The following is a 22,057-nucleotide window of genomic DNA, read 5'->3' as shown; positions in this document are numbered from 1 at the left end:
GCGAGCCTGATGCAGGACAAGATCTTTGAGACCGTCGATGCCTATATCGACGGTCTTTTTGCATCCGAGGATATGATTCTTGAGACTATTCGGGATCGGGCGCGGGACGCAGGCTTGCCCGAGATCGAAGTTTCAGCCGGGCAGGGCAAGTTCCTTTACCTTATGGCCAAGCTGACCGGCGCGACCCGCATGCTGGAGGTCGGCACACTGGGTGGCTACTCGACCGTCTGGATGGCGCGCGCATTGCCGGCTGGCGGCCAGATGACCACGCTCGAACTGGACAGGGCGCATGCCGCATTTGCGCGTGAGACATTCAGGCTGGCCGGTCTGGACGATGTTTGTCGTGTGATCGAGGGGGCGGCACTGGAGAGCCTTCAGGCACTGCAAGGCCCCTTCGACCTCGCATTCCTCGATGCCAACAAGGATCAATATCCCGATTATCTGGAAGAGGCGGCCCGGCTGCTGGCGCCCGGTGGCCTTTTGTTGGCCGATAATGTCATCCGCAAGGGCGCGGTGATCGAGCCGCCAGTGGACGATGTGATGGCGCGGGGAGCAGCTGAGTTCAATCGGCGCCTGTCATCGCATCCGCAATTTGAGTCGATCGTGCTGCAGCAGGTTGGCCGCAAAGGTCATGACGGACTGGCGATTGCCCGCAAGCGCGCCTAGCTGCGCGGTGGAACGCTGGCTCTCACACGCTTGCGGATGGCACCGGGCAGCCAGCGTGTCATGAAGCGGGCGCGTTCGGCGTCCTTGCCGACCATGTAATGCGTTTCCTTGCCATGGGCCGCGTCCCAGGCGCGTTCGGCGGCCATGGAGACCGGATAGACGGTCATGCCGTTCTCACGCAGCTGATCCGACATTTTCACATTGGCGCCCTCACTGGCGCCCATGTCGAGGATGGGCGTGTCGACAAACCAGGGCATCAGGCTGGTCACGCGAATGTCGAGATCGCGGAATTCGGCGTCGAGGGCCTCTGTCAGGCCGCGCACGGCAAACTTGGTGGCCGAATAGACGGCGAGTTGGGGAGAGCCCACGATACCGGCCGTGGAGGCCGTGTTGACGATGCGCGAGGCTGGTGTCGCCTTCAGCAGGGGGAGGCAGGCATGGACACCGTTGATGACGCCCTTGAGGTTCACGTCGATGACGGAGTCATTGTCTTCCGGGGCGACATCCTCGAACCAGCCATGCCGGCCGATGCCCGCATTGTTGAAGAGCACATTCATGGCGCCTTCGGTGGCCTCGCCGAAGCCCTTTACGGCTGCCGTCCAGTCGGGCCGCTTGCGCACGTCCAGCGTGGCGACATGACAGTTCTGGATGCCGATCTCGTCCGCGACCTGGGCAAGGCTGGCGGAGTTCACATCATAGAGGCCGCAATACCAGCCGCGTTTGGAGAAGTAGCGCGCCGTTTCGGCGCCGATGCCGGAGGCTGCGCCGGTGATGAATATACTCTTGCGTCCGCCCGATCGGGTCATGCCCTGTCCTTCATGCGAGAAGTTGTGCCGTCAACTTTGAGTGTCAGACGACATCCAGCCCCACGTCAAGGTTTGGTGCGGAATGGGTGAGCGCGCCGACGGAGATGAAATCAACGCCGGTTTCGGCAATGGCGGCAACGGTGGAGATGTTTACCCCGCCTGAGGCTTCTGCCGTGACGCGGCCGCCGATCATCGCGACGGCCCGGCGCAACATGTCCGTATCCATATTGTCGAGCAACACGGCATGGGGCGTGAACTTCAGCGCTTCTTCCAGCTGGTCGAGCGTATCGACCTCGATCTCGATCATGCGCAGGTGACCGGCATAGGCCTTGGCGCGCGTCATGGCTTCGGCAATCGATCCGCAGGCCGCAATGTGATTATCCTTGATCAGGATGGCGTCATCGAGACCGTAGCGATGGGCCGTTCCGCCGCCGCAGCGCACGGCGCGCTTCTCAAGGGCCCGATGGCCCGGTGTTGTCTTGCGTGTACAGACGATGTGCGCATCGGTGTGCGCGACTGTTTCGACAAATTTGCGTGTCAGCGTGGCGACGCCGGAGAGCCGGCCAATGAAGTTCAGCATCGTGCGTTCGGCCGTCAGGATCGAGCGGGCTGTGCCGTCGAGGCGGCCGATGACGTCGCCGGGCACAATGGCGCTGCCGTCCGGCTTTTCGATCGAGAGCCGCATCGCGGGGTCGATCAGGTGCAGCGCGTAGGCGGCAGCATCAAGGCCGGCGATCACGCCTGGCTGGCGCGCCGCAATGACAACGCTCATTTTTGTTTCAGGCGAGATCGTCCCGTCGGTGGTCAGGTCGCCTGCGCGGCCAAGGTCCTCGGTGAGCGCGAGGCGCACGATGGGATCGAGGATGATGGCGGGCAGGGGCGGGGGCACTGGGCTCATGTATCAGGCAATCTCTTCAGCTGTGTCTTTGAAATCGCGAAGCAGGAACTGGCGTTCAGGCTCGCCGGTGTCCGGGAAGTCACTGCGGTAATGTCCGCCGCGGCTCTCGTGCCGGGAAAGGGCGGCATGGGCCATCAGGCCAGCGGTGATGAGGGGCCGGGCCGTGCCATGCTTGTCGCGAAGCGTGTCGATCGTATCGATAAGGTCCGTCAGGCCTGTCGCGTCACGCACCACGCCGCACTTGGCAGACATTTCGCCACGGAGCGTCTGGAGGGCGTCATGCGGCAAGGAGGCCGGAATAGCGGCCGTCGAGGCGCCGGGCTCATCAAGGTCTGCATTGCGCAGGTGCGCGGCAATGCGATGGGAGAAGACCACGGCTTCCAGAAGGGAATTGGAGGCGAGGCGGTTGGCGCCATGTGCGCCGGTGGAGGTGCATTCACCGCAGACGGATAATCCGTTCAGCGTGGAGCGGCCCCAAAAATCCGCCACGATGCCGCCCATGTGATAGTGCGCGGCAGGCGCAATCGGGATCATGTCGAACCGTGGGTCAATGCCGGCGCTTTTGCACGCGCCAAACACGGTAGGGAAATGTTCCGGGAAATGCGTGCCGACGGCTGTGCGGCAGTCGAGGAAGGCCCCCCGGCCGGCGGCGCGTTCGGAATGGATCGCGCGGGCGACTTCATCGCGCGGGGCGAGCTCTTCCAGCGTGTGATAATTGGCCATGAAGCGCGTGCCGTCGCGGTTGCGCAGCGTGGCGCCTTCGCCGCGCAGGGCTTCAGTGGCGAGTGGCGCGGGATCGCGGCCGATATCGATGGCGGTGGGGTGGAACTGGACGAACTCGACGTCGGCGATGAGTGCGCCTGCCTCATAGGCCATGGCAATGGCGTCGCCGCGTGCTTCGCGCGGATTGGTCGTGACCTGGAAAAGGCCGCCTGTGCCACCTGTGCAGAGCACGGTCTGGCGGGCGGTCTGAGTGGTGAGGTTGCCGGCGGCGTCGCGCAGGACGACGCCGGCGACACGGTTATTGTCGTCCTGCAGCAGACCGACAGCGCGCACGCCTTCGATAACGGTGATGTGGGTTGAGGCTGCCACGGCCGCTACGAGAGCATCCATGATGGCCTTGCCGGCAAGGTCGCCCGCCACACGCGCCACACGCGGGCGGCTGTGGGCGGCTTCGAGCGACAAAGCGAGGGCGCCGTCAGGCGTGCGATCAAACGGGACGCCAAGGGAAATAAGGTCGCGCACACGCGCCGGGCCTTCCTCGGCGATGAGGCGGGCGATGATCGGGTCGACGAGACCTGCCCCGGCATTGATCGTGTCGCGGGCGTGCTGTTCCGGGCTATCCAGCGGATCAAGCGCTGCAGCGAGACCGCCCTGCGCCCAGGCTGACGAAGCGGCCTGGCCTAGCGGTGCAGGCGAGATGACGAGGCAGCGGCGCGGGGCAAGCTCAAGCGCAAGGAAGAGGCCGGCCAGGCCTGCGCCCACGATGAGCACGTCGCTCGCGGCCGCTGCTGGCGCGGTAATGGTTTGTATGTTCCCCCCGGTCACTGGATCAGGATATCCCGTCATTGGCTCGGCGGAATTCGGCCGGCGCCGTGACCGCAGAGACGAGCGCGCCGAACATGCGGTCAGCGGATTCGATTGTCAGCGTGAAATTGTCGGGCATGTAGATCAGGCCTTCGACCTTGGACTCCAGCATTTCCTCGATCTGGGAACGGATGGAGACCTGGTTGCCAAAGCGGCTGGCCTGGCAGGACTGGCGCACGACCGAACGGCCCCAGAAGGTGCACATCTCCACCGCCGTCAGCTCGCACGTATATTTCCCCTCATCCGGATGAGGGGAGAGGTTCATCGTGCCGGTCATGACGCATTCACCATTGCGATAGGGGCGCGTCTGGAAGCTCCAGGTGCCAAGGACGTCCGTCTTGTCAGTGGCCTTGTCGTTACCGGCCGAAGCCGGGAGGCACGCAAGCAGGGATAGCGCAGCTGCCGCCGCGAGACGGAACCTGACCGGAAACATGCGGAACTCCTCTGTGCCTTTGCCAAAACGCCCGTTGCAACCATAATCCCACCCCGCGGCAGCGCACAACTGCGCCGCTGTCTTACATGACCATTTCGACTTCCAGCGGCTTCAGGCCGGTTTCGAAGGCCAGGGGACGTTCCATCTTCGGCAGGGCCATCATGGCATCGAGGGCCTGTTTAGCCCGCACGCGAACGTCCTCGGGAATTTTTACCTCATACTTGCCCGTCACCAGGCAGTCATAGATGTTTTCGAGCGTGATACGCTTCATATGGGGGCAAAGATTGCACGGCCGGATGAAGTTCACGTTCGGGTTCACGGCTGCAACATTGTCGCTCATCGAACATTCCGTCAGCAGCACGACCTTGCTCGGGCTGTTTTCAGACACGTAATTGGCCAGTGCCGACGTGGAGCCGGCGAAATCAGCCGCTTCCAGCACGTCCGGCGGACATTCCGGGTGGGCCAGGATCACGACGCCCGGATGGGCCTCGCGCAGCTGGCTCACATCATCGGCCGAGAAAAGCTCGTGCACTTCGCAGGCGCCGGGCCATGTCAGGATACGGATATCGGTCTGGGCCGCCACGTTCTTGGCCAGATACTGGTCCGGCACCATGATGACCGTGTCGGACTTCCACTCCTTCGCAATCGCTTCGACAACCTGCGCGGCGTTGGAACTGGTGCAGGTAATGTGGCACTCGGCCTTCACTTCGGCGGTGCAGTTCACATAGGTGACGATCGGATAGTCCGGGTATTTCTGCTTGATCAGGCGCACATCGGCGCCCGTGATGGAGGCCGCGAGCGAGCAGCCGGCGCGCAGGTCCGGGATCAGAACAGTCTTGTCCGGTGCGAGGATTTTCGAGGTTTCAGCCATGAAGTGCACGCCGGCCTGGACGATCACGTCGGCGGCGGTTGCGGAAGCTTCGCGGGCGAGCTGGAGGCTGTCACCGCGGAAATCGCCGACAAGGCTGAAAATGTCCGGCGTCATGTAATTGTGCGCCAGGATGACCGCGTTCTTCTGTTTCTTGAGGCGGTTGATGGCCGCCACGAGGGGAGCGACCGCAGGCCATTCCATTGGGGTCACGAAATCGGCGACCAGCGGGTAGAGATGGTCGGTTTCGGCCTTGACGGCGGCGTCATAGGACAGGCCGCGCGCTTCGGCGGCAGAGGCGCCGCGAAGGGGCGTCGGGGTTGGGCATCCGGGAGCTGAATCGATCAGACGGGCCATGGGTTCCTCCTTGCATCGGGCACTTATGCTCGATGTGAGTATAATATGGGCCTGAAAGCTTCCGTTTCAAGGGCATCCTTCAAACGGCCGGGATCAGGGCTCAAGTGCAAAGCTTCTGAGATAGTTATACGCACTATGAGCAAAAGGGTTTCTATAGGCGCGAAGACCGGCTGGCAAGTAGCGGCTAAATTTCGCGCTTGAAGCCTTTTAGTTTATCAAGCACCCGCCTTGCAGCAGCCTGACTCATCTTCCCCGGTGTTGTGAGAACATGTTCGCAAACAGCTTCGACAAAAGCCCGCGTTGTTTTCTTGCTGGTCAACGTGGTTGTGTTCATCAATTCGACGATGTCACCGAGTGAATCTAAAGCTAGCGCGCGCTCGGCATCCTTGGGCTCTGCCTCAAAAGACCAAGCAAGGGCCGATTCCTTTGACATCTGCGGCAATGTTTCGGCCACCTCTGGCGATATGACTCGCGCGGCTAGAGCGCGAACCGCATGAAGCGACGGTGATGTGCTCAAAATGGCGTAAGCGGCTTTTCGGGCTTCGATGAAATCAGGTTTGCCGTGTACATGCTTTAGTAGCGCAGACAGGGATTTTGATCTCGGTTCACGCCAATAGTCGGTCCGCTCAAAACGTGCGTCATTCAAAATGCGTTCGAAATCCATTCTTTGTCGATTTCGCCATTGGGGATTTTCGTCCCACTGCTCTAGGGCCTCAGGAAGCTCCAAAATGTCACTCCAGCGCTGCTCGAGACGCCCCATGCGATCTTCTACTGATCCCACAAGCAGATCATACTTCCACACTACCCAGTTTGCGACTTGGCGCTCGTGCTCCGACTTGCTGGAAATCAGTTCGTTCAATCTTTGCAGACTATAAGGAACTCCCCCGCGAAATTGGGCTATGCTTTTCTCGACGTGAGAGGCGATCAAGTTTGAAAATTTATCGGATACCTTTGCTCGATTTGAATACACTGGATCAGTGCCTCGGTGGGCCTGTCTGAAGAAGTGGCTTTCTAGAAACGGATCGAAAAAGTCGATCTGCCCGGCCTCGAAGAGGCGTTTCTGGGCCTTGTTGCGTTGCATGATGCCGAAGGCCTGCAGCAGGGCGGCGATCAGGACGACGTCCACAAGCAGGCGCGAGATGAACACGATATGGCGGGCGGCGGCGCCTTTCGGAATGAAAGGCTCTTCCTGCGTGACGTCATAGATGTCGACCCAGTCGACAATGGGCACACCCTTGGCGAGCTCTGTGCCGAAGAATTTGAGCCATTCCACGAGGCCCGTAGACTGGGCCGCGCCGGTCAGGATCACGGGATCGACCGGCTCGAACAGGTCGAAATGCATCTGGATCTGGCGCAGGGCCAGCGGCACGAGAACGAAGAGCCACGCATAGCCCATCAGCGCCTCGTCGCGCAGGTCATTGGCGAAGCCGATGCGGAACTGGTCTGACCGTGTGGTCTGGATGCGCAGCGCCTTTTCGCGGTCATCCTCGACCCAGGCCCAGCGGCGACCGAGGCCGAAGATGATAAGGCTGGCAATCGCAATCGGCGCGAGGCCCCAGGGATGGGGCAGGGCATAGCCCATCGCCGAGAGCGGCAGCATGATGAGCAGGAGGATCAGCTGCGGCACCATCAACCCGCCCTGCGTTGCGCCGGATAGAGGGGCGAGCAGACGCACCATCGCCGCGTCGAGACCGCTGACGAGATACCCCGGATGCAGGGCAAAGCCGGCGGGGGCGACCTTGGGCTTCTCCGTATCGTCGCGTTCCCCGATCAGGCTGGAGAGGTGGGGCAGGAAGATGAAGGCGAGAAAGCCCATCACGACCAGCGCCATGATGACGAGGCCGAAATTCTGCTCCATCGAGAAGACCTGTTCGCCGGCCGCCCATGCACCCGTGCCAATGGCGCCGATCAGGGCGACGCCGCCCAGCAGCGTGGCCATGCTGACCGGGCCTTCCGGGTGTTTGAAGTAATTGCGGTGGCCCTTGCCGCCCGCTTCTGTGGCAACGAGGTGGAAGCCATAGAGGAGCGGCAGGAATCCTGCGCCAATGGCGCCGAGATAGATGCTGCGCTGTACGGGGTGCGTCAGGTCAACCGGCCATGGCCACGCGCCGAAGGGCACGTTCGGGCCGAAGGCGATCCAGGCCAGGACCGAGAGAAGCAGAAACAGGAAGACGAAGGCGGCGTGGAACGCGGGCTGTTCTTCGGTGCCGGGTGCGTCGTCCTTGTGGGTGGCCTCCCAGCGCTTGCCGATGACAAACAGACTGAGCGCGACATAGGCGGCCAGCGGCAGCGCGATGATAAGGCTCCAGGCGAGCCAGCCTGAGACGGCCTCGGTATTCTCAAGATCCGTCACGGCGACGGCCAGTGCCCCCAGCGAGGCAATACAAAGGACAAAGACGCCCAACCAGAGGTCTTCCTTGCCCAGTCCGCTCCATCGCGGCCAGCCGGGCCGCCATTCCACGTTCAATACAGCCAGCATTGGCGTCCCCACTCCACACGTGGGGAAACTTAACCATTTGTTAACTTCATTGGGAAGTTGAAAGTTTGGCCTTTGCGGCGAGCCTAGTCCTTGAAGAGCTCAATGGCCGCCGCAGACATGGCCTCCACGCCTGTCGCAATGGTCGGGTCATAGTCAGGGGCGAAGCCCGAGGAGTGGAGCGAGGGCAGGGACGGGCCGCCATTCTTGGAGTCGGCATATTTGGCAGGCTCCACGGCGCCGAGCCAGAAGATCACGCTCGGAATTTTCTCCGCAGTGCGGCCATACTGGCTGAAATCCTCGCCGCCCATGACGGGTTTGACCTCTTTGACGTTTGTTGCGCCGATGGCCTTACCGACGGCTTTCATCGTGCGGGCCGTGGTGTCGGGGTCGTTATAGGTGGCGGGCGTATAGTCGCTCTCGATCGTGACTTCGGGCTCCGGCGCGCCGAAGGCTTCGGCCTCGCCCTTGGCGATGCGCTTGATGCCGTCGAGCAGCATCTGCCGTGTCTTGTCATCATAGGAGCGTACGGTGATCAGCAGCGTGGCTTCATCGGGAATGATGTTGTGCTTGGCGCCGGCCTTGAACGAACCGACCGTGACGACGGCGCTGTCCTGCGGGTCGGTATTGCGGGAGACGAGGCTCTGCAGCGCGACGACGATGTTCGAGGCGACGAGGATCGGGTCTTTGGTCGTGTGCGGGTAGGCGCCATGGCCGCCGACGCCTTTGACGACTACGTCGACGCTGTCGACATTGGCGAGGGCGAAGCCGGTGGAGTATTCGACCGTTCCGGCAGGCGCCCCGGCGGAGACGTGCAGGGCGATATTGTAGTCAGGCTTGGGGAAGCGCGTGAACAGGCCGTCGGCCAGCATCGCTTCAGCGCCAAGGCCGATCTCTTCGGCGGGCTGGGCGATCATGACCAGCGTGCCCTTCCACTTCTTCTTGTTGGCGATCAGGTCGCGCGCGGTGCCGACCCATGTTGTCATGTGCACATCATGGCCGCAGGCGTGCATGACATTGCTTTCCACGCCGGTCCATGTGGTCGCTTCGACCTTGGAAGCAAAGGGAAATCCGGTCTGTTCGGGCACGGGCAGCGCGTCCATGTCGGTGCGGATAAGCACCGTTGGGCCATTGCCATTGCGGAACACGCCGACCACGCCATAGCCACCGACGCCGTCGACGACGCGGCCATTGTCTTTCATGGACTTGTCGACCACCCAGTCCTGGCCAAGACCGGTGGTGACTTCAAAGCCGAGGCCCTGCAGTTCCGTCGCCAGGATGGCGGATGTATTGGCTTCCTCGAAGGAGAGTTCCGGGGCCGCGTGGAGGCGCTTGTAGAGCTCAACAAGGGACGGATCGGCACTTGGAAGGGGCGTTGCCGGGGCGCTTGCGGGGGAAACGGAGTCCGTTCCTTGACCGTTCGGGGTCGTAAGAACGGTCGGTCCCTTGCCGTCGGCTGTCGCTTCGGCGCCCTTGTCCTTGCCGGGGCCTCCGCAGGCAACCAGAACGAGGGCGAGGGCGGTCAAGGCGGCGGGACGGAACATGGCGGGGTACTCCTGAAACGGTTCAGGCGGACCCTAACGGAGTTTGACGCCCTGCCAAGTGGCGGGCGGGTCACAGCGGCCTAGTTCTTGCCGCGTTCGAGGTCTTCCGAAAGCTCGATATCCACAGGCGTTCCGGCGAGGCGCTGGCGATAGACCTGCGTGTTCTCGAGGACGCGCTGGACATAGTTGCGCGTCTCACCGAACGGGATGAACTCCACCCAGTCGATCGGGTCGACCTGGCCGGTGCGCGGATCGCCATAATCCTCGATCCACTGCTTTGGCCGGCTGGGGCCCGCATTATAGGCGGCGGCGGTCATGATGTAGCTGCCTTTGAACTGGGAGAGCAGCGTGTCGAGGTGCTGGCCGCCAAGGGTCATGTTGTAGCCCGGATCGTCTGTCAGCCAGGACGTGCGGAACGGCAGGCCCTGCATGCGCGCTTCGCGCTGGGCGGTGGCGGGCATGAACTGCATCAGGCCGCGGGCGCCGGCATGGCTGACGGCATTCGGGTTCATTTCGCTTTCCTGACGCGAGAGGGCGAGCATCAGCGGACGCTCGACCTGTGGTTCGCGCAGCATCGGATAGTTCACAACAGGATAGGCGGCATCGGTGGCGACAATGCCCTTGGCGAGACCGGCCTTGGCGCCGCGCACGCCGATATCGGGCACATGGTATTGATTGGCGAGCTGCGCGAGCAGGATGAAATCGGCCTCGTTCTCGAGCTGGTCGTCAATATGGTAGGCGAACTCGCGGAACATGCGCTCTTCACCGGCTTCCCCAAGAAGGCGCAGGGCCTTGACCATGGGGCGGGCATTGAAAGCGTCGACCTGTTCCGGCGTCGGTTCGGCGGAGGTGGCAAAGGTCAGCTTCTTCTGGCCGAGCCGCTCGGCGGCAAGCTGTCCATAATAGACAAAATTATACTTGGCTGCGGCGGCATAGGATTCCACGGCTGCATCGGTCTGGCCGAGCGCATCCTCGGCGCGGCCTGCCCAGTACTCACCGCGGGCAAGGCTGATCGGCGTGCCGACGCTGGCGGTCATGTCCTGGAAGTGTTTCAGGCTGCGTTCGGGATTGTTGTTGAGGCGCAGCGCGATCCAGCCGGCCGCCCATTCGGCGTCGGCATAGTCGGATCCCTCGGTCATGCCGTGTGGCGCGACGAGCTGGTAGGCGCGTGACCATTTGCGGTTCTTGAGATCGTCGCGCATGGCGACATTGCGCTCGTCCCAGAGCTTGGAACGACCGGCTTCCGGCACGTCATTGGCATTGATGCTGACAAGCAGGGGCGTTGCGCCTTCCTGGTTGCCGCGCGTGCGGCGCCAGCGGGCTCGGTCATAGAGCAGGCCCGGATTGTCCTGAAGAGAGGCTGGCACGGCCTCGACCAGCTTGTCGACATTGCGGCCACGCCCGGCAAGCCCGATGCGCGCATCGACGAGCTTGCGATAGTCGGAACTGACAAGCGGCTTCAGGTTGGAGGCGGCGGTGCGCTGGTTGGTCCAGAGCAGGAATTCGATACGGGCGCGGTGGTCTGCCTCGGTCAGCAGGCCGCCATAGGTGGCCAGGACGATGCGTTCGAGATCGCGGTCCATGGAATTATTGTGCCAGGCATCGCGCACCAGCGCCTCGGCCTTGGCAGGCTGGCCGACGGCCTTGTAGCTGCGGGCGAGGGCGATCTTGCCGGCACCCGTTCGCGGGCCTGATTGCGTGAGCCAGAGAATACGGTCGCCATGGCTGAGCGAAGAGAGGTCGATGATTTCCTCGGCGCGTTTGCGCATGGCGCCGGTCTTCGGCCATGTCGGCAGCGTATCCATGGCATTCTTGACTTCATCGAAGCTCATGCCCGGCACGCCTTCGCTGGCACGCATCCACAGGATCAGGTTGCGCACAGCCGGGTCGCTGGCGCGTGCCTGAAGGTCTGCGACTTCGTTCCAGTCATACCGGCCTGCGGCGTCGAGCGCCTTGTGCAGGATTTCGGCATTTTTCGCGTCCGTCGTCTGCGAGCTATAGACGCGCTGCGGTTTCAGGCTCGGCGCATCGGGCAGGGCCGACGCGGAAGCGCTGAGGGCAGCGAGGCCCAATAAAATCGAAACGGCGAAAGGGCGGTGTAATGGAGCTGTCATGGAGTTTATTTCTACGCCAAAGCATGAGAAGGCATTGTTAAATATTACGCTACAATTCCCACCAACTCCCTAATCGCGGCAACAATACGATGTTTCATGGTTCAATCCCAGCACTGGTCACACCCTTCAGGAACGGGGCCGTCGACCGCAAGGCCTTTGCCGCACTCGTCGAGCGCCAGATCGCCGGCGGGTCCAGTGCACTTGTGCCGGTCGGCACGACCGGTGAAACCTCGACGCTGACGACCGAAGAGCACAAGGATGTCGTGACGCTTTGTGTAGAAGTTGCTGCAGGACGCGTGCCGGTGATTGCGGGGGCAGGCTCGAATGCGACCGACGAGGCGATTGATCTTGTCGAGCATGCCAAGGCGGTTGGCGCGGACGCAGCCCTTGTGGTCTGTCCTTATTACAACAAGCCGAACCAGGACGGGCTTGAGGCCCATTTCAGGGCAATCAATGATGCCGTTGCCCTGCCTGTCTTGCTTTACAATGTGCCAAGCCGGACTGTTGTTGATCTTTTGCCGGAAACCGTGGCGCGCCTTGCCCAGCTGCCGAACATTGTCGGCATCAAGGATGCCTCGGGCGACGTGGCGCGCGTCAGCCAGCACGCGGCGCTGATCGGGTCTGCCCAGTTCGTGCAATTGTCGGGTGAGGATCCAAATGCGCTCGGCTATCTCGCGATGGGCGGCAAGGGCTGCATCTCGGTCACGGCGAATGTGGCGCCGGACATGTGCGCCGCCATGCATGCGGCTTTCCAGGCCGGAGACCTCGCCGGGGCGCAGGCCATCGAGCGCAAACTGATCGCGCTGCACAAGGCGCTGTTCTGTGCGCCGTCGCCGGGACCAGCCAAATATGCCCTGTCGCGTCTTGGCCTGTGCGAGCCGGATGTGCGCCTGCCGATCACGCAGCCGGATGCCGCAGCGCGCGAGACGATTGACGCCGCTATGGCACTCGCGGGCATCCATGCCTAAATAGACGCCATGTCAAAGACACCGCAGACCAAGGGCAGGGGCGATGGCCTCGTTGCAGAGAACCGGCGTTCCCGGCGTGAATACGCTGTGGAAGATACGCTGGAGGCCGGCATCATGCTGGTCGGCTCCGAGGTCAAATCGCTGCGGCAGGGCAAGGCGAACATTGCCGAGAGCTATGCCAGCGTCGAGGATGGCGGGCTTTACCTGATCAATTGCGACATCCCGATCTACAATGCCGCCAACCGTTTCAACCATGAACCGAAGCGCAAGCGGAAGCTGCTGGTCTCCAAGCGGGAGCTGGCGAAGCTGTCTCAGGAAGTGGAGCGGGCGGGGCGCACGATCGTGCCGCTGAAACTCTATTTCAACGACCGGGGCATCGCGAAACTGCTGATCGGCACAGCGACAGGCCGCAAGTCGCATGACAAGCGCGAGGTCGAGGCCAAGCGCGACTGGCAGCGCCAGAAAGCCCGCATCCTGAAGGAGGGGTGAGGGGCTGCGCCCTCAGGGAGCGGCGTTCACCTTGAGCGGCATGTGGCGCATCTGGGACATCAGGTGGTTGCCGATCCAGGGATAATCGTCACCAGCCAGCGTAAGGCGGATATCCTGCGCGCCCAGCTCCTCCAGCAATACGCGGACCAGCATGGTGGCGACCATGCGGCCAACGCAGATATGGGCGCCGCCTCCGAACGTCGTTGCGCCCCGCAGGTCACGGTCGAGCTGGAGCTGTGAGGGTTGGTCGAACACGGCGGGATCCTGATTGCCGGCGGCCCAGAGCATCATGACCGTCGTGCCCTTCAGAATGGTCATTCCGGAATAGGTCATGTCGCGCAGGACGTAGCGTTTGAGCGCAATAACCGGCGGCTCGCAGCGTAGCGCTTCCATGACTGCGGCGCCGACCTTGTCAGGATGAGCGCGCAGCTCCTCCATTGCGCCGGGGTTTTGCAGCAGGGCGAATATGGTGTTCGCTGCGGCGATGGCGGCTGTATGGAAACCGTCGACGAGATTGCCCGCCAGCAGCTTGCCGACATTTTCGGCAACGATGCCAGCTTCGGCAGGGTCATTGGCGAGGTCTATTGCGGCAAGGTCGCCGGCCAGCTCATTGATCATCGGATGGGTTCCGGCGGCCAGGCTGCGAACCGCTGCGGCCTCGACCAGCCGGCCATAGGCGGCGGTGGCTGTGTCGGCCACCTGAAGGTCGTCCATCGTCATCTGGATGTAGAACATTGATGTCATGTCGCGAACGGCGAGGGCCGTTGCGGCGATCTCTTCCCGTGTCATGCCGATCATCTGCCCCCAGAAGCGCGCCGTCATCTGTTCGGCGACATCCTCGATGAAGTCGATCTCGCTGCGGGCGCGGATATCGCGGAGGATGCCCCGCACAACCAGGCGCGCCGTGTCTTCCATTTCGGCAGCCTTTTTCGGGTTGAGCTGGCGCCACAGTGTCATGCGGACCGGGCCGTGGATGGGCGGATTGGCTGTAAAGACCTGGTTCGAGATCACGCCGCCAATACCGCCGCCGGGAGGGACGGGCGCATCGGCGGGGAGGTCATGAAGGCCCGGGAACATGAGGCCGGCTGGCAGCGCCCCGACTTCGGCCATGGCCCCGAAGGCGCGCAGCTCCTCATGCCGGTAGATCACCAGCTCATTTGCCGCGTTACGCAGGAAGCGGGGCGTGTCACCGGCAAAAGCGGTCGCACAGAACGCCTTGAAGCTGTCGCGCCCTCCCGTGAAGCCCAGCGACTCGATGGCGGTTAGCGATTGGATATCCATGGCGACCCCTATAAGATAGTGTAAGCTACCTTATAGGTTGTTGCCTATCGTGCAAGCAGCTGTCGCGCGGGCTCAGCCGATGACGTCACGCGCGGCGGCAAAGACATCTTCGAACATTTCGGCCGTCAGGCGTCCGGTATTCGTGTTGTAGCGGCTGCAATGGTAGCTCGAGAGAAGGGTGAGGGGGCGGCCCTCGAATTCCACCTCATAGCGCGTGTTGTGGCCGAAGGGGTGGGCGGCGAGTTTCAGGCCTAGCGTGCGGACTGTTGAGTCGTGGCTGATCTTGCCGAGGCAGAGCAGGACCTTGAGATGGGGCAGGGCCTTGATACGGGACTGGAGGAAGGGGCGGCAGGCGTTGATTTCGGCGCCGACCGGCTTGTTCTCAGGCGGTACGCAGCGTACCGCATTGGTGATCATGGCCTTTTTCAGCTTGAGCCCATCTTCGGGGTCTGCCGCGTAAGTCCCTGACGAGAAACCGAATTTTTCCAAAGTCGCATAAAGAAGATCGCCCGCCCAGTCGCCGGTGAAGGGGCGGCCTGTGCGGTTGGCGCCCGTCACGCCGGGGGCAAGGCCGACCACGAGGAGACGCGCCGTTTCGTCTCCGAAACTGGGCACGGCGCCGTTGAACCATGTGGGTTCACGCGCGGCGACGGCCTCCCGATAGGTTACCAGACGTGGGCAGATGGGGCAGTTCCGGGGGGCTTCGGGTGGCGGCAGGGCCGTCTTAGTAGCCATCAGCAACGCCGTCCTTGCGCATTTCGGTGGCGGCGATCCAGGCGCCACTGTCGAAGTCACGCATGATGGCCTGGTAGCCGCCGGCATTGGCCGCGCAGCATTTGACGGTCTGGCCTCGGCGTTCGAGTTCGGCGCGGGCGGCGGGCGGGATGCCGCTTTCGAGCTCGACGACGCCCTTGTCGGCTTCGCACGGGTCGCCGCTGAACGCATTGGTCGGTTCACAGCCGCCGACATGTTCCCAGCGGGCCGCGTCGCCGGCTTCCTGCAGGCCCATGTCGAAATCGACCAGGTTGAGGATGATCTGGACGTGACCCTGAGGCTGCATGCCGCCGCCCATCAGGCCGAAGCTGAGCCATGGCTCGAACGGGCAGGCCTGATCGATAGGCAGCGCGCGTGTCTGGCAGGAGGGCTTGTTCTTCTTGAAGGCAAAGGCCGGGATAATCGTGTGGAAGGGGCGCTTGCCGGGCTCGAACACGTTCGGGTGGTTCGGGTCGAGGCTGAAGAGCTGGCCGCGATCCTGGAACATGAAGCCGAGCCCGTCAGCAACGAGGCCCGAGCCCATGCCGCGATAATTGGACTGGATGAGGGAGACCATCATGCCGTCGCTATCTGTGACGGTAAGATAGGTCGTGTCGCCCTGTTTCAGCTTGGCATCGGCTGCTGCGGCCGCTTCCGGCGTGATCGAGGCTTCGACATCGCCGAACGGGAAGTTCGGCACGCGGTCCATCGCCTTGTCGAGCTTGATGGCGGCCGCCTGACGGTCGAGCCGGTTGGCCTTCAGGAAGGCGCCTTCCTGGATGCGGGAGAATTTGGGATCGGCGAAATAATGGGCGCGGTCGGCAAAGGCGATGCGCTTGGCCTCGATCTGCGCCATCAGCGAATCGGCCGAGCCATAGCCCATGGCCTTTAGATCGAACTTCTCGAGCATTTTCAGCATTTGCAGCGCGGTGATGCCCTGCGTGGCTGGTGGCAGTTCGCAGACCTTGTAGTCGGCGCGATAAGTAACGCAGACCGGTTCAACGAATTCGCCCGTGTGCGTGGCGAAGTCTTCATAGCGGAGAGGGCCGCCGATGCGTTTGAAATAGGCATCCATCGTCCGGGCGGTTTCACCCTTGTAGAACTCGTCGCGGCCCTTCTGGCCGATCCGTTCCAGCGTGTCGGCGAGGTCCGGATTGGTGAACAGGCTGCCTTCGCGGGGTTGGGGCGAGAAATAGGTTTTCCTGGCATTGTCATACTCTTCGAGCATGCCGCTTTCATGCGCGGGCTCGAAGCGTTTTGGGCCGAAGCTCCAGTAATAGGAGATGACTTCCGGGATCGGTGCGCCGTCGCGGGCATAGCGGATGGCAGGCTCAAGGTTTGCCAGCATCGGGCGGCTGCCGAATTTTTCGTGCAGGGCATACCAAGCGTCCACCGTGCCGGGCACCGTGACAGGTGCTGTGCCGAAAGGCGGGATTTCCTTGCCGTCCATATACTTGTCGGCCTTGGCCTGCATGTCGGCGAGGGTTGCACCCATGGCCGAGCGGCCGGAGCCGTTATAGCCGTAGAGCTGCTTGGTTTGCGGATCCCAGACGATGGCGAAGAGGTCGCCGCCAATGCCGTTGGCTGTAGGCTCAACGAGGCCAAGCATCGCGTTCGCGGCGATGGCGGCGTCCATGGCATTGCCGCCGGCCTTCATCACATCCAGTGCTGTCTGGGTGGCGAGCGGGTGGGCCGTCGCGGCGGCGGCATGCGGGGCAACCACAGCCGAACGGACGCCCAGCGTGCGCCCGGAAGACATGCGGTCGCCGGGGCCGGGCTTGGCGGCGGCATCGAAGGGGGCCGCATCATCCTCAAGCGGGGCGGGGGTTAGCGCGGTGCATGAACTTGCCAGCAGCGCTGCTGCGCCTGCCATCAGCCATTTCATCATCAGTTCGGTCCTCGCTTGCGGGTGTCCTTGGGAAAATAGTGGGTCGCCATGCGCCCGGAAATGTCCTGGCCATCACGGGCAAAGCGGGCCTCGGCCTCGATCGCGCGGTTGTCGCAGGAGAGATACTGGGCGCTTGTCCGGGTGTAGGCGTTGTTAAAGCCCTGCACGAGGGATGAGCGCAAATTGCCCTTCTCCGGCGCTTCATAGCGCAGCAGGTCCGCCATGTAGCGGCGCCAGTACTGGTCCTCGCGGCCATTGCAGCGCACGCGGATGGCGTGGGCCGAGCCGAGCGTTGCTGCGAGCTCTGATGCATCGCGAAAATAGTCAGGCCCACGCAAGGGAATGCCCGACTGGGCCGAGGCATTGCTTGCGCCCGCTAGCAGGAGCGCGCTAAGCAGGGCGCCATGAAAGACTGTCTTGTTCATGCGAAGACCTTCGCGCGCATCGCTCCAAGGCTCAAGGGCCTTGAAGACAAACTCAATATGATCGTCATGGACGATAATGGTGTCTTCTCCAAGGCATCCACTGGGGAGACGGTGACAGAGCCGAAACCAGAGATTGTCTTTGGCACGGCTGACGCCTTCTGGGGGCCGCATGTGCGCACGTTCATGATGGCTGTCGTGGGCGGCGGGCGCCTCGATTGGTTCCAGTCCGCCGCAGCAGGTATCGAAAATCCGGCACTGGTAATGATCGGCAAGGCAGCCAGCAAATACACGACCAATCACACGCAATCGGAGGCCATGTCTGAATGGGCCCTCTGGCAGGCACTGGATTATTTCCGGCACGGGCCGAAGCACCGGGCGCAACAGGCCGCAGGCGTGTGGGACCGGCTGGATTCGCGCGAAATTCGCGGGTCGAAATGGCTGATTGTAGGCTTTGGTTCGATCGGATCGTCGACCGGGCGGCGCGTGATGGCGCTGGGCGGCCAGGTGACTGGGGTGAAGCGGTCGCAGGGCCTCGTCGAGGGCGCTGACCGGATCGTGCATCCCGACGCGATGATGGACGAACTGCCAAATGCCGATGTCGTGCTCATCTGCGTGCCGCACACGCCGGAAACGGAAGGCATGGCCGATGCGGATTTCTTCGCAGCGATGAAGTCCGATGCGCTATTCATGAACCTCGGGCGCGGGGCTCTGGTGAACGAACCTGATCTGATGGCCGCGCTGGATGCGGGCCAGCCCGGACATGCGGCCCTGGATGTAGCGTCCGAAGAGCCGCTGCCGCAGGACAATCCCCTCTGGACGCATCCCAAAATAACGCTGACGCCGCATGACAGCCCGCAAACACATGGGACGGTCATCGGCGCCGACGATACATTCATTGAAAACCTGCACAGATACTTCAACGGCGAACCGCTGAAGCATCTGATCGACAAGTCTGAATTTGCCTGAGGGCTAGAGGGCGATATCGGCCGTCTTGTCCTTGTAGTCTTTCTTCGGATCGGTGCCGAACAGCATCTTGATGCCGGCAAACACGCTGTTCTCGTTCAGCCAGACATGGGCATGATCAAGGTCTAACCGCATGAGGCGGAGTTTCGGGTCGTCCTTGCCGTCATACCAGGCGGCGATGAAGGGGTTCCAGAGGCGTTCGACGGTGGCGGGATCGTTCTGAATCTGCAGCTGGCCATGGAGCGAGGCAAAGAGGCCGTGGCCCTTTGAGACGAATTGCCCAACGGCCGCCGATGGGCCGACGCCGAGAGCCTGGACGAGATCCACGTCGCTTGAGGAAAAGATCCAGATCGGTCCGCGGTCGTCGTCTTCCAGTACGGCCGTCATGGGCTGGGTGCCGCCGGCGGCGCCGCTTTCAAGACCAAGCATGATGGTGCGGTCTGACTTGAGTTCGGACCAGAGTTTCTTTTCAATTTCTTTTTGGCTGGGCATGGATGTCTCCTGTGATTGGACTATGTCGGAACAACCAGCAGGCGCAGGACTTGTTCCGGCAGGCAGCCCGCTTTCGACGAAGATCATTTAAGCTGCACGCGCAGGACCCCCTCCTGCGAGGCGCCCGGGAAAGAGGCGCATAACCAGGTCAAAAGGAGAAACCATGTCTCATAACTTCACCCGCGCGGTCGGCGCTATCGCCTCCACGCTCGTCCTCTGTCATTGCGCATCAGCGCAAGGGAGCGCCACCAGTGCCCTGACGCAGAATACAGCACCGGAAATCATAACGGGTACGGATGGAATGAAGTTGGCGGCGACACCGCTCGAAACATTCGCCAGCGCGTGGGCGATGACGTTCGTGCCGGATGGCCGCGCTATCGTTACCGAGAAGGTTGGCGACATCTGGTTGCTTTCCCCTCAAGGCAAAAAGCTTGGCAAGGTGTCCAATTCGCCGACTGTCGACGCGCGCGGGCAGGGCGGCATGGGGGATTTCATCCTGCATCCCGATTTCGCAGAAAATGGCACGGTGTTCCTGTCCTATGTCGAACGCGACGCAGGCGATGACAGTCTGAGCGGCGCGGCCGTGGAGCGCGCCACGCTGACGCTGTCGGAGACGGGCGGTGCGCTATCGAACCGCGAAGTGATCTGGCGTCAGGCGCCGAAGGTCGAAGGTAATGGCCATTATGGCCACAGGCTTGCCGTCTCGCCGGACGGACATCTGTTCATCAGCTCCGGCGAGCGCCAGAAATTCAATCCGGCGCAGAACATGGCGATGAATCTCGGCAAGATCATCCGTATCAATCAGGATGGCAGCGTACCGGAGGACAATCCGTTCTATGGCAATGGCGCGGCGGCAGACCAGGTCTGGACGCTTGGCCATCGCAACCCGCTAGGCATTGCATTCGACAGCGATGGGCGCCTCTGGGAACAGGAGATGGGGCCGAAGGGGGGCGACGAGCTGAACTTGATCATCCGCTCAAAGAATTATGGCTATCCGTTCGTCTCCGAGGGTGAGCATTATGACGGCACGAAAATCCCGAGCCATGCAAGCATGCCGATCTTCGAGGCGCCGTCGGTTGCCTGGGTGCCGGCGATCAGCCCTGCGGGCCTGATGTTTTATGATGGTGACACATTCGCCGACTGGAAGGGCGATGCCTTTATCGGTGGCCTCTCGTCCAAGGCGCTGGTGCGCGTTTCCTTTGCGCCTGCTTCAGGCGATGGCGGCGCGGCTCCCGAAGCGTCCGAAGCGGCGCGTTACGAATGGGACAAGCGTATACGCGAGCCTGAGCAGGGGCCAGACGGCGCGATCTACGTGCTGGAAGATGGCGAAGGTGGTCGCCTGTTGAGACTGACGCCCGCGGCTAACTAGAGGTCGAACGACTGGGCGAGGGGATCAATGCCGGAGTCGGCGAGCGTCCTTAGCGCAGCCATGAGTCTGCCGCGCACCTGCTGTTTTACCCTGGTAAAGGCAGTTTGCGCGGCAACCGTGAGCGCCCGTGCCCTCGCCGTTTCGATGAGGGTGGATTGAGGGACGCTTTGGTCGGCGATCCCGCATTCCATCATCGCGTCTGATCCGATCACCTGGCTTGTCAGCGTGAGCCGGCGGAGCAAGCTCGGTTCGATTTCCTCACGAATGATTTCCAGTGGTCCTGCCGGAAAGGGCACACCGGCTTGCGATTCTGTCAGACCGAAGCGGGCTGAAGCCGCGTCTGTTATAAGACGGACATCGGCGCACAGCATCAGGACGAATCCCCCACCCAAGGCGTGGCCATTGACGGCGGCAATTACCGGCGCCGGATGGCAAACCAAGCTTGCTGTCATGCGCGTGATGGCCCTGATCATGCCTGCCTTTTCGGCAGGCGTGTAAGCCGCGAATGCCTTCGTGTCGACGCCCGCACTGAACACGGATCCGCCGCCGGTCACTAGAATAGGGTTTTTCCTGTCAGCGCCTTCAAAGGCAGACGCAAGCCCTTCAATAGTGCCGAAGTCGAGCGCGTTGACCGGCGGGCGGTCGATGATGATCTCCGTGATCCCGCCGGTGTAAGAGCTGCGAACCTGATCAGACATTTGCCTTCACGCGAAGGCCGGACATCCGGTCGATGGCGGCTTCGGCATCGCGCATGATGTCGGCCACGATCGCTGCGACCGGCTTCACTTCGTGCACGCCGCCCGCTGACTGGCCCATCGCGAAACAGGACGTGTCCTGATTGAGTTTTGCTTCGTCGACGATGCCGCCGATGCCGCCAATCACGCCAGTCCGGGTGGAATGGATAGCCTGGTGCGGGAAGGGCTGGATGTCTTCCGGGCGCGATTCCCAGTCATTGATGTACTCGTTGGTGCGGCAGCGCATCGGCTTGCCGGAATAGCAGCGCGTGCGGGTCGTGTCGGTATCGCCGGCGCCGACCACGGCCTGCTTGTACATGTTCGCGGCGTGGGCCTCTTCGGACGCGATGAAGCGCGTGCCCATCCAGACACCGCAGGCACCGAGCGCGAGGGCGGCGGCGAGACCACGGCCGTCATAGATGCCGCCAGCGGCAATAACCGGGATCTTCACGGCTTCTACGGCCTGTGCCACCAGGGGCATCGTGCCGACGAGGCCGGTATGGCCACCGCCTTCGCCGCCCTGCAGGATCACGGCGTCACAGCCGGCCTGCTCGGCCTTGATGGCGTGTTTCACGGCGCCGCCGACAACCATGACCTTCACACCGGCATCCTTCAGACGCTTCATGATCGGCATGGGTACGCCCAGCCCCGCCACGAAGGAATCAGCGCCGCCCTTGATGATGACGTCGACGGATTCCTCAAGGCTTTCCGGGCTGGCGGCCAGGAGGTCGACGCCGAAGGGCTTGTCGGTCAGCTCCCGCACGCGTTTCATCTGTCCGGCGATGAAGTCCGGTCCGGTGCCGGCCATGCCAAGCACGCCATAGCCGCCTGCATTGCACATGGCAGCGCAGACTTCGGCATAGGAGACGCCGCCCATGCCTGCCAGCATGATCGGGTGTTCAACTTTCAGCAGTTCTGTCAGTGCAGTTTTCAGGGCCATCGGGAA

20 protein-coding genes are annotated in these 22,057 nt (G+C 62.5%); 5 read left to right on the top strand and 15 right to left on the bottom strand.

The window, feature by feature from the left end:
• Window positions 1–9: 9 nt before the first annotated feature.
• Entirely contained in the window at window positions 10–666 is a 657-nt protein-coding gene (locus tag HY30_RS00260; RefSeq protein ID WP_034735783.1) for an O-methyltransferase, read from the top strand.
• Here HY30_RS00260 and HY30_RS00255 read toward each other — a convergent pair.
• The 8 genes from HY30_RS00255 to HY30_RS00220 all read right to left on the bottom strand — a co-directional run bounded on the left by HY30_RS00255 (window position 663) and on the right by HY30_RS00220 (window position 11,749).
• Window positions 663–1,472 carry an SDR family oxidoreductase gene (locus tag HY30_RS00255; protein ID WP_034735781.1) on the bottom strand — a complete coding sequence of 270 codons (810 nt, stop codon included), beginning with the start codon at window positions 1,470–1,472 and terminating at the stop codon, window positions 663–665. The genes HY30_RS00260 and HY30_RS00255 overlap by 4 nt on opposite strands.
• Window positions 1,473–1,515: 43 nt before the next feature.
• Entirely contained in the window at window positions 1,516–2,370 is an 855-nt protein-coding gene (gene nadC / locus HY30_RS00250; protein ID WP_034735779.1) for a carboxylating nicotinate-nucleotide diphosphorylase, read from the bottom strand.
• Between the two features lie 3 nt (window positions 2,371–2,373).
• Entirely contained in the window at window positions 2,374–3,939 is a 1,566-nt protein-coding gene (locus tag HY30_RS00245) for an L-aspartate oxidase (protein ID WP_034735777.1), read from the bottom strand.
• Complete coding sequence (locus HY30_RS00240; RefSeq protein WP_034735775.1) at window positions 3,923–4,390, bottom strand: hypothetical protein; 468 nt, start codon at window positions 4,388–4,390, stop codon at window positions 3,923–3,925. Before HY30_RS00240 ends, HY30_RS00245 begins: the two co-directional genes overlap by 17 nt.
• An 82-nt stretch (window positions 4,391–4,472) precedes the next feature.
• Window positions 4,473–5,615, bottom strand: coding sequence for a quinolinate synthase NadA (gene nadA, locus HY30_RS00235; protein ID WP_034735773.1), 1,143 nt, complete (start codon window positions 5,613–5,615; stop codon window positions 4,473–4,475).
• Between the two features lie 184 nt (window positions 5,616–5,799).
• Window positions 5,800–8,094: a hypothetical protein gene (locus HY30_RS00230; RefSeq protein WP_034735771.1), complete on the bottom strand. Its 2,295-nt coding sequence runs from the start codon at window positions 8,092–8,094 to the stop codon at window positions 5,800–5,802.
• Window positions 8,095–8,177: 83 nt separating this feature from the next.
• Complete coding sequence (locus tag HY30_RS00225; protein ID WP_081811979.1) at window positions 8,178–9,635, bottom strand: amidohydrolase; 1,458 nt, start codon at window positions 9,633–9,635, stop codon at window positions 8,178–8,180.
• An 80-nt stretch (window positions 9,636–9,715) separates the two neighbouring features.
• Window positions 9,716–11,749 (bottom strand): lytic transglycosylase domain-containing protein, encoded by a 2,034-nt coding sequence (locus tag HY30_RS00220; protein WP_034735769.1) that lies wholly within the window; start codon window positions 11,747–11,749, stop codon window positions 9,716–9,718.
• Window positions 11,750–11,838: 89 nt separating this feature from the next.
• Here HY30_RS00220 and dapA point away from each other — a divergent pair, with 89 nt between their 5' ends.
• Together dapA and smpB are read left to right on the top strand one after the other, a co-directional pair.
• Window positions 11,839–12,717: a 4-hydroxy-tetrahydrodipicolinate synthase gene (gene dapA / locus HY30_RS00215; protein ID WP_034735767.1), complete on the top strand. Its 879-nt coding sequence runs from the start codon at window positions 11,839–11,841 to the stop codon at window positions 12,715–12,717.
• 9 nt (window positions 12,718–12,726) lie between these two features.
• On the top strand, window positions 12,727–13,206 hold the full coding sequence (gene smpB / locus HY30_RS00210; protein ID WP_034735765.1) for an SsrA-binding protein SmpB: 480 nt from the start codon (window positions 12,727–12,729) through the stop codon (window positions 13,204–13,206).
• A 12-nt stretch (window positions 13,207–13,218) separates the two neighbouring features.
• On the opposite strand, the gene HY30_RS00205 is transcribed toward smpB, so the two are convergent.
• The 4 genes from HY30_RS00205 to HY30_RS18895 all read right to left on the bottom strand — a co-directional run bounded on the left by HY30_RS00205 (window position 13,219) and on the right by HY30_RS18895 (window position 17,553).
• Window positions 13,219–14,487 (bottom strand): cytochrome P450, encoded by a 1,269-nt coding sequence (locus tag HY30_RS00205; RefSeq protein ID WP_051614534.1) that lies wholly within the window; start codon window positions 14,485–14,487, stop codon window positions 13,219–13,221.
• Window positions 14,488–14,559: 72 nt separating this feature from the next.
• Window positions 14,560–15,222 (bottom strand): uracil-DNA glycosylase, encoded by a 663-nt coding sequence (locus tag HY30_RS00200; RefSeq protein ID WP_034735763.1) that lies wholly within the window; start codon window positions 15,220–15,222, stop codon window positions 14,560–14,562.
• Window positions 15,212–17,128, bottom strand: a complete 1,917-nt coding sequence (locus HY30_RS00195) for a gamma-glutamyltransferase family protein (RefSeq protein WP_241765598.1) — start codon at window positions 17,126–17,128, stop codon at window positions 15,212–15,214. Before HY30_RS00195 ends, HY30_RS00200 begins: the two co-directional genes overlap by 11 nt.
• A complete protein-coding gene (locus HY30_RS18895) occupies window positions 17,128–17,553 on the bottom strand; it encodes a TIGR02301 family protein (protein ID WP_051614532.1) in 426 nt (141 codons plus the stop codon). The genes HY30_RS00195 and HY30_RS18895 overlap by 1 nt, the downstream gene beginning before the upstream one ends.
• Here HY30_RS18895 and HY30_RS18890 point away from each other — a divergent pair.
• Entirely contained in the window at window positions 17,533–18,519 is a 987-nt protein-coding gene (locus HY30_RS18890; protein ID WP_051614528.1) for a D-2-hydroxyacid dehydrogenase, read from the top strand. The genes HY30_RS18895 and HY30_RS18890 overlap by 21 nt on opposite strands.
• A 3-nt stretch (window positions 18,520–18,522) precedes the next feature.
• On the opposite strand, the gene HY30_RS00180 is transcribed toward HY30_RS18890, so the two are convergent.
• Window positions 18,523–19,008 (bottom strand): pyridoxamine 5'-phosphate oxidase family protein, encoded by a 486-nt coding sequence (locus tag HY30_RS00180; RefSeq protein WP_034735762.1) that lies wholly within the window; start codon window positions 19,006–19,008, stop codon window positions 18,523–18,525.
• Window positions 19,009–19,171: 163 nt separating this feature from the next.
• Between HY30_RS00180 and HY30_RS00175 the strand changes: the two genes are divergently transcribed.
• The gene (locus HY30_RS00175) at window positions 19,172–20,377 is read left to right on the top strand and encodes a PQQ-dependent sugar dehydrogenase (RefSeq protein WP_034735760.1); all 1,206 of its coding nucleotides are present in this window, start codon (window positions 19,172–19,174) and stop codon (window positions 20,375–20,377) included.
• Here the strand turns inward: HY30_RS00175 and HY30_RS00170 are convergent.
• The gene (locus HY30_RS00170; protein WP_051614526.1) at window positions 20,374–21,075 is read right to left on the bottom strand and encodes an enoyl-CoA hydratase/isomerase family protein; all 702 of its coding nucleotides are present in this window, start codon (window positions 21,073–21,075) and stop codon (window positions 20,374–20,376) included. The two genes, HY30_RS00175 and HY30_RS00170, sit on opposite strands and share 4 nt — an antisense overlap.
• Window positions 21,068–22,051: an NAD(P)H-dependent flavin oxidoreductase gene (locus tag HY30_RS00165; RefSeq protein WP_034735758.1), complete on the bottom strand. Its 984-nt coding sequence runs from the start codon at window positions 22,049–22,051 to the stop codon at window positions 21,068–21,070. The genes HY30_RS00170 and HY30_RS00165 overlap by 8 nt, the downstream gene beginning before the upstream one ends.
• Between the last annotated feature and the right edge of the window lie 6 nt (window positions 22,052–22,057).

Source organism: Hyphomonas chukchiensis (assembly GCF_000682695.1).
Lineage (GTDB): Bacteria > Pseudomonadota > Alphaproteobacteria > Caulobacterales > Hyphomonadaceae > Hyphomonas > Hyphomonas chukchiensis.
Note: the sequence above shows the minus strand (reverse complement) of the source record. Positions and strands in the feature narration are given on the sequence as shown.

Bases quoted from the DNA above. Each gene is read 5' to 3' on its own strand.
- HY30_RS00260 (WP_034735783.1), top strand. From the start codon at position 10: ATGCAGGACAAGATCTTTGAGACCGTCGATGCCTATATCGACGGTCTT.
- HY30_RS00255 (WP_034735781.1), bottom strand. From the start codon at position 1,472: ATGACCCGATCGGGCGGACGCAAGAGTATATTCATCACCGGCGCAGCC.
- nadC (WP_034735779.1), bottom strand. From the start codon at position 2,370: ATGAGCCCAGTGCCCCCGCCCCTGCCCGCCATCATCCTCGATCCCATC.
- HY30_RS00245 (WP_034735777.1), bottom strand. From the start codon at position 3,939: ATGACGGGATATCCTGATCCAGTGACCGGGGGGAACATACAAACCATT.
- HY30_RS00240 (WP_034735775.1), bottom strand. From the start codon at position 4,390: ATGTTTCCGGTCAGGTTCCGTCTCGCGGCGGCAGCTGCGCTATCCCTG.
- nadA (WP_034735773.1), bottom strand. From the start codon at position 5,615: ATGGCCCGTCTGATCGATTCAGCTCCCGGATGCCCAACCCCGACGCCC.
- HY30_RS00230 (WP_034735771.1), bottom strand. From the start codon at position 8,094: ATGCTGGCTGTATTGAACGTGGAATGGCGGCCCGGCTGGCCGCGATGG.
- HY30_RS00225 (WP_081811979.1), bottom strand. From the start codon at position 9,635: ATGTTCCGTCCCGCCGCCTTGACCGCCCTCGCCCTCGTTCTGGTTGCC.
- HY30_RS00220 (WP_034735769.1), bottom strand. From the start codon at position 11,749: ATGACAGCTCCATTACACCGCCCTTTCGCCGTTTCGATTTTATTGGGC.
- dapA (WP_034735767.1), top strand. From the start codon at position 11,839: ATGTTTCATGGTTCAATCCCAGCACTGGTCACACCCTTCAGGAACGGG.
- smpB (WP_034735765.1), top strand. From the start codon at position 12,727: ATGTCAAAGACACCGCAGACCAAGGGCAGGGGCGATGGCCTCGTTGCA.
- HY30_RS00205 (WP_051614534.1), bottom strand. From the start codon at position 14,487: ATGGATATCCAATCGCTAACCGCCATCGAGTCGCTGGGCTTCACGGGA.
- HY30_RS00200 (WP_034735763.1), bottom strand. From the start codon at position 15,222: ATGGCTACTAAGACGGCCCTGCCGCCACCCGAAGCCCCCCGGAACTGC.
- HY30_RS00195 (WP_241765598.1), bottom strand. From the start codon at position 17,128: ATGATGAAATGGCTGATGGCAGGCGCAGCAGCGCTGCTGGCAAGTTCA.
- HY30_RS18890 (WP_051614528.1), top strand. From the start codon at position 17,533: ATGAAAGACTGTCTTGTTCATGCGAAGACCTTCGCGCGCATCGCTCCA.
- HY30_RS18895 (WP_051614532.1), bottom strand. From the start codon at position 17,553: ATGAACAAGACAGTCTTTCATGGCGCCCTGCTTAGCGCGCTCCTGCTA.
- HY30_RS00180 (WP_034735762.1), bottom strand. From the start codon at position 19,008: ATGCCCAGCCAAAAAGAAATTGAAAAGAAACTCTGGTCCGAACTCAAG.
- HY30_RS00175 (WP_034735760.1), top strand. From the start codon at position 19,172: ATGTCTCATAACTTCACCCGCGCGGTCGGCGCTATCGCCTCCACGCTC.
- HY30_RS00170 (WP_051614526.1), bottom strand. From the start codon at position 21,075: ATGTCTGATCAGGTTCGCAGCTCTTACACCGGCGGGATCACGGAGATC.
- HY30_RS00165 (WP_034735758.1), bottom strand. From the start codon at position 22,051: ATGGCCCTGAAAACTGCACTGACAGAACTGCTGAAAGTTGAACACCCG.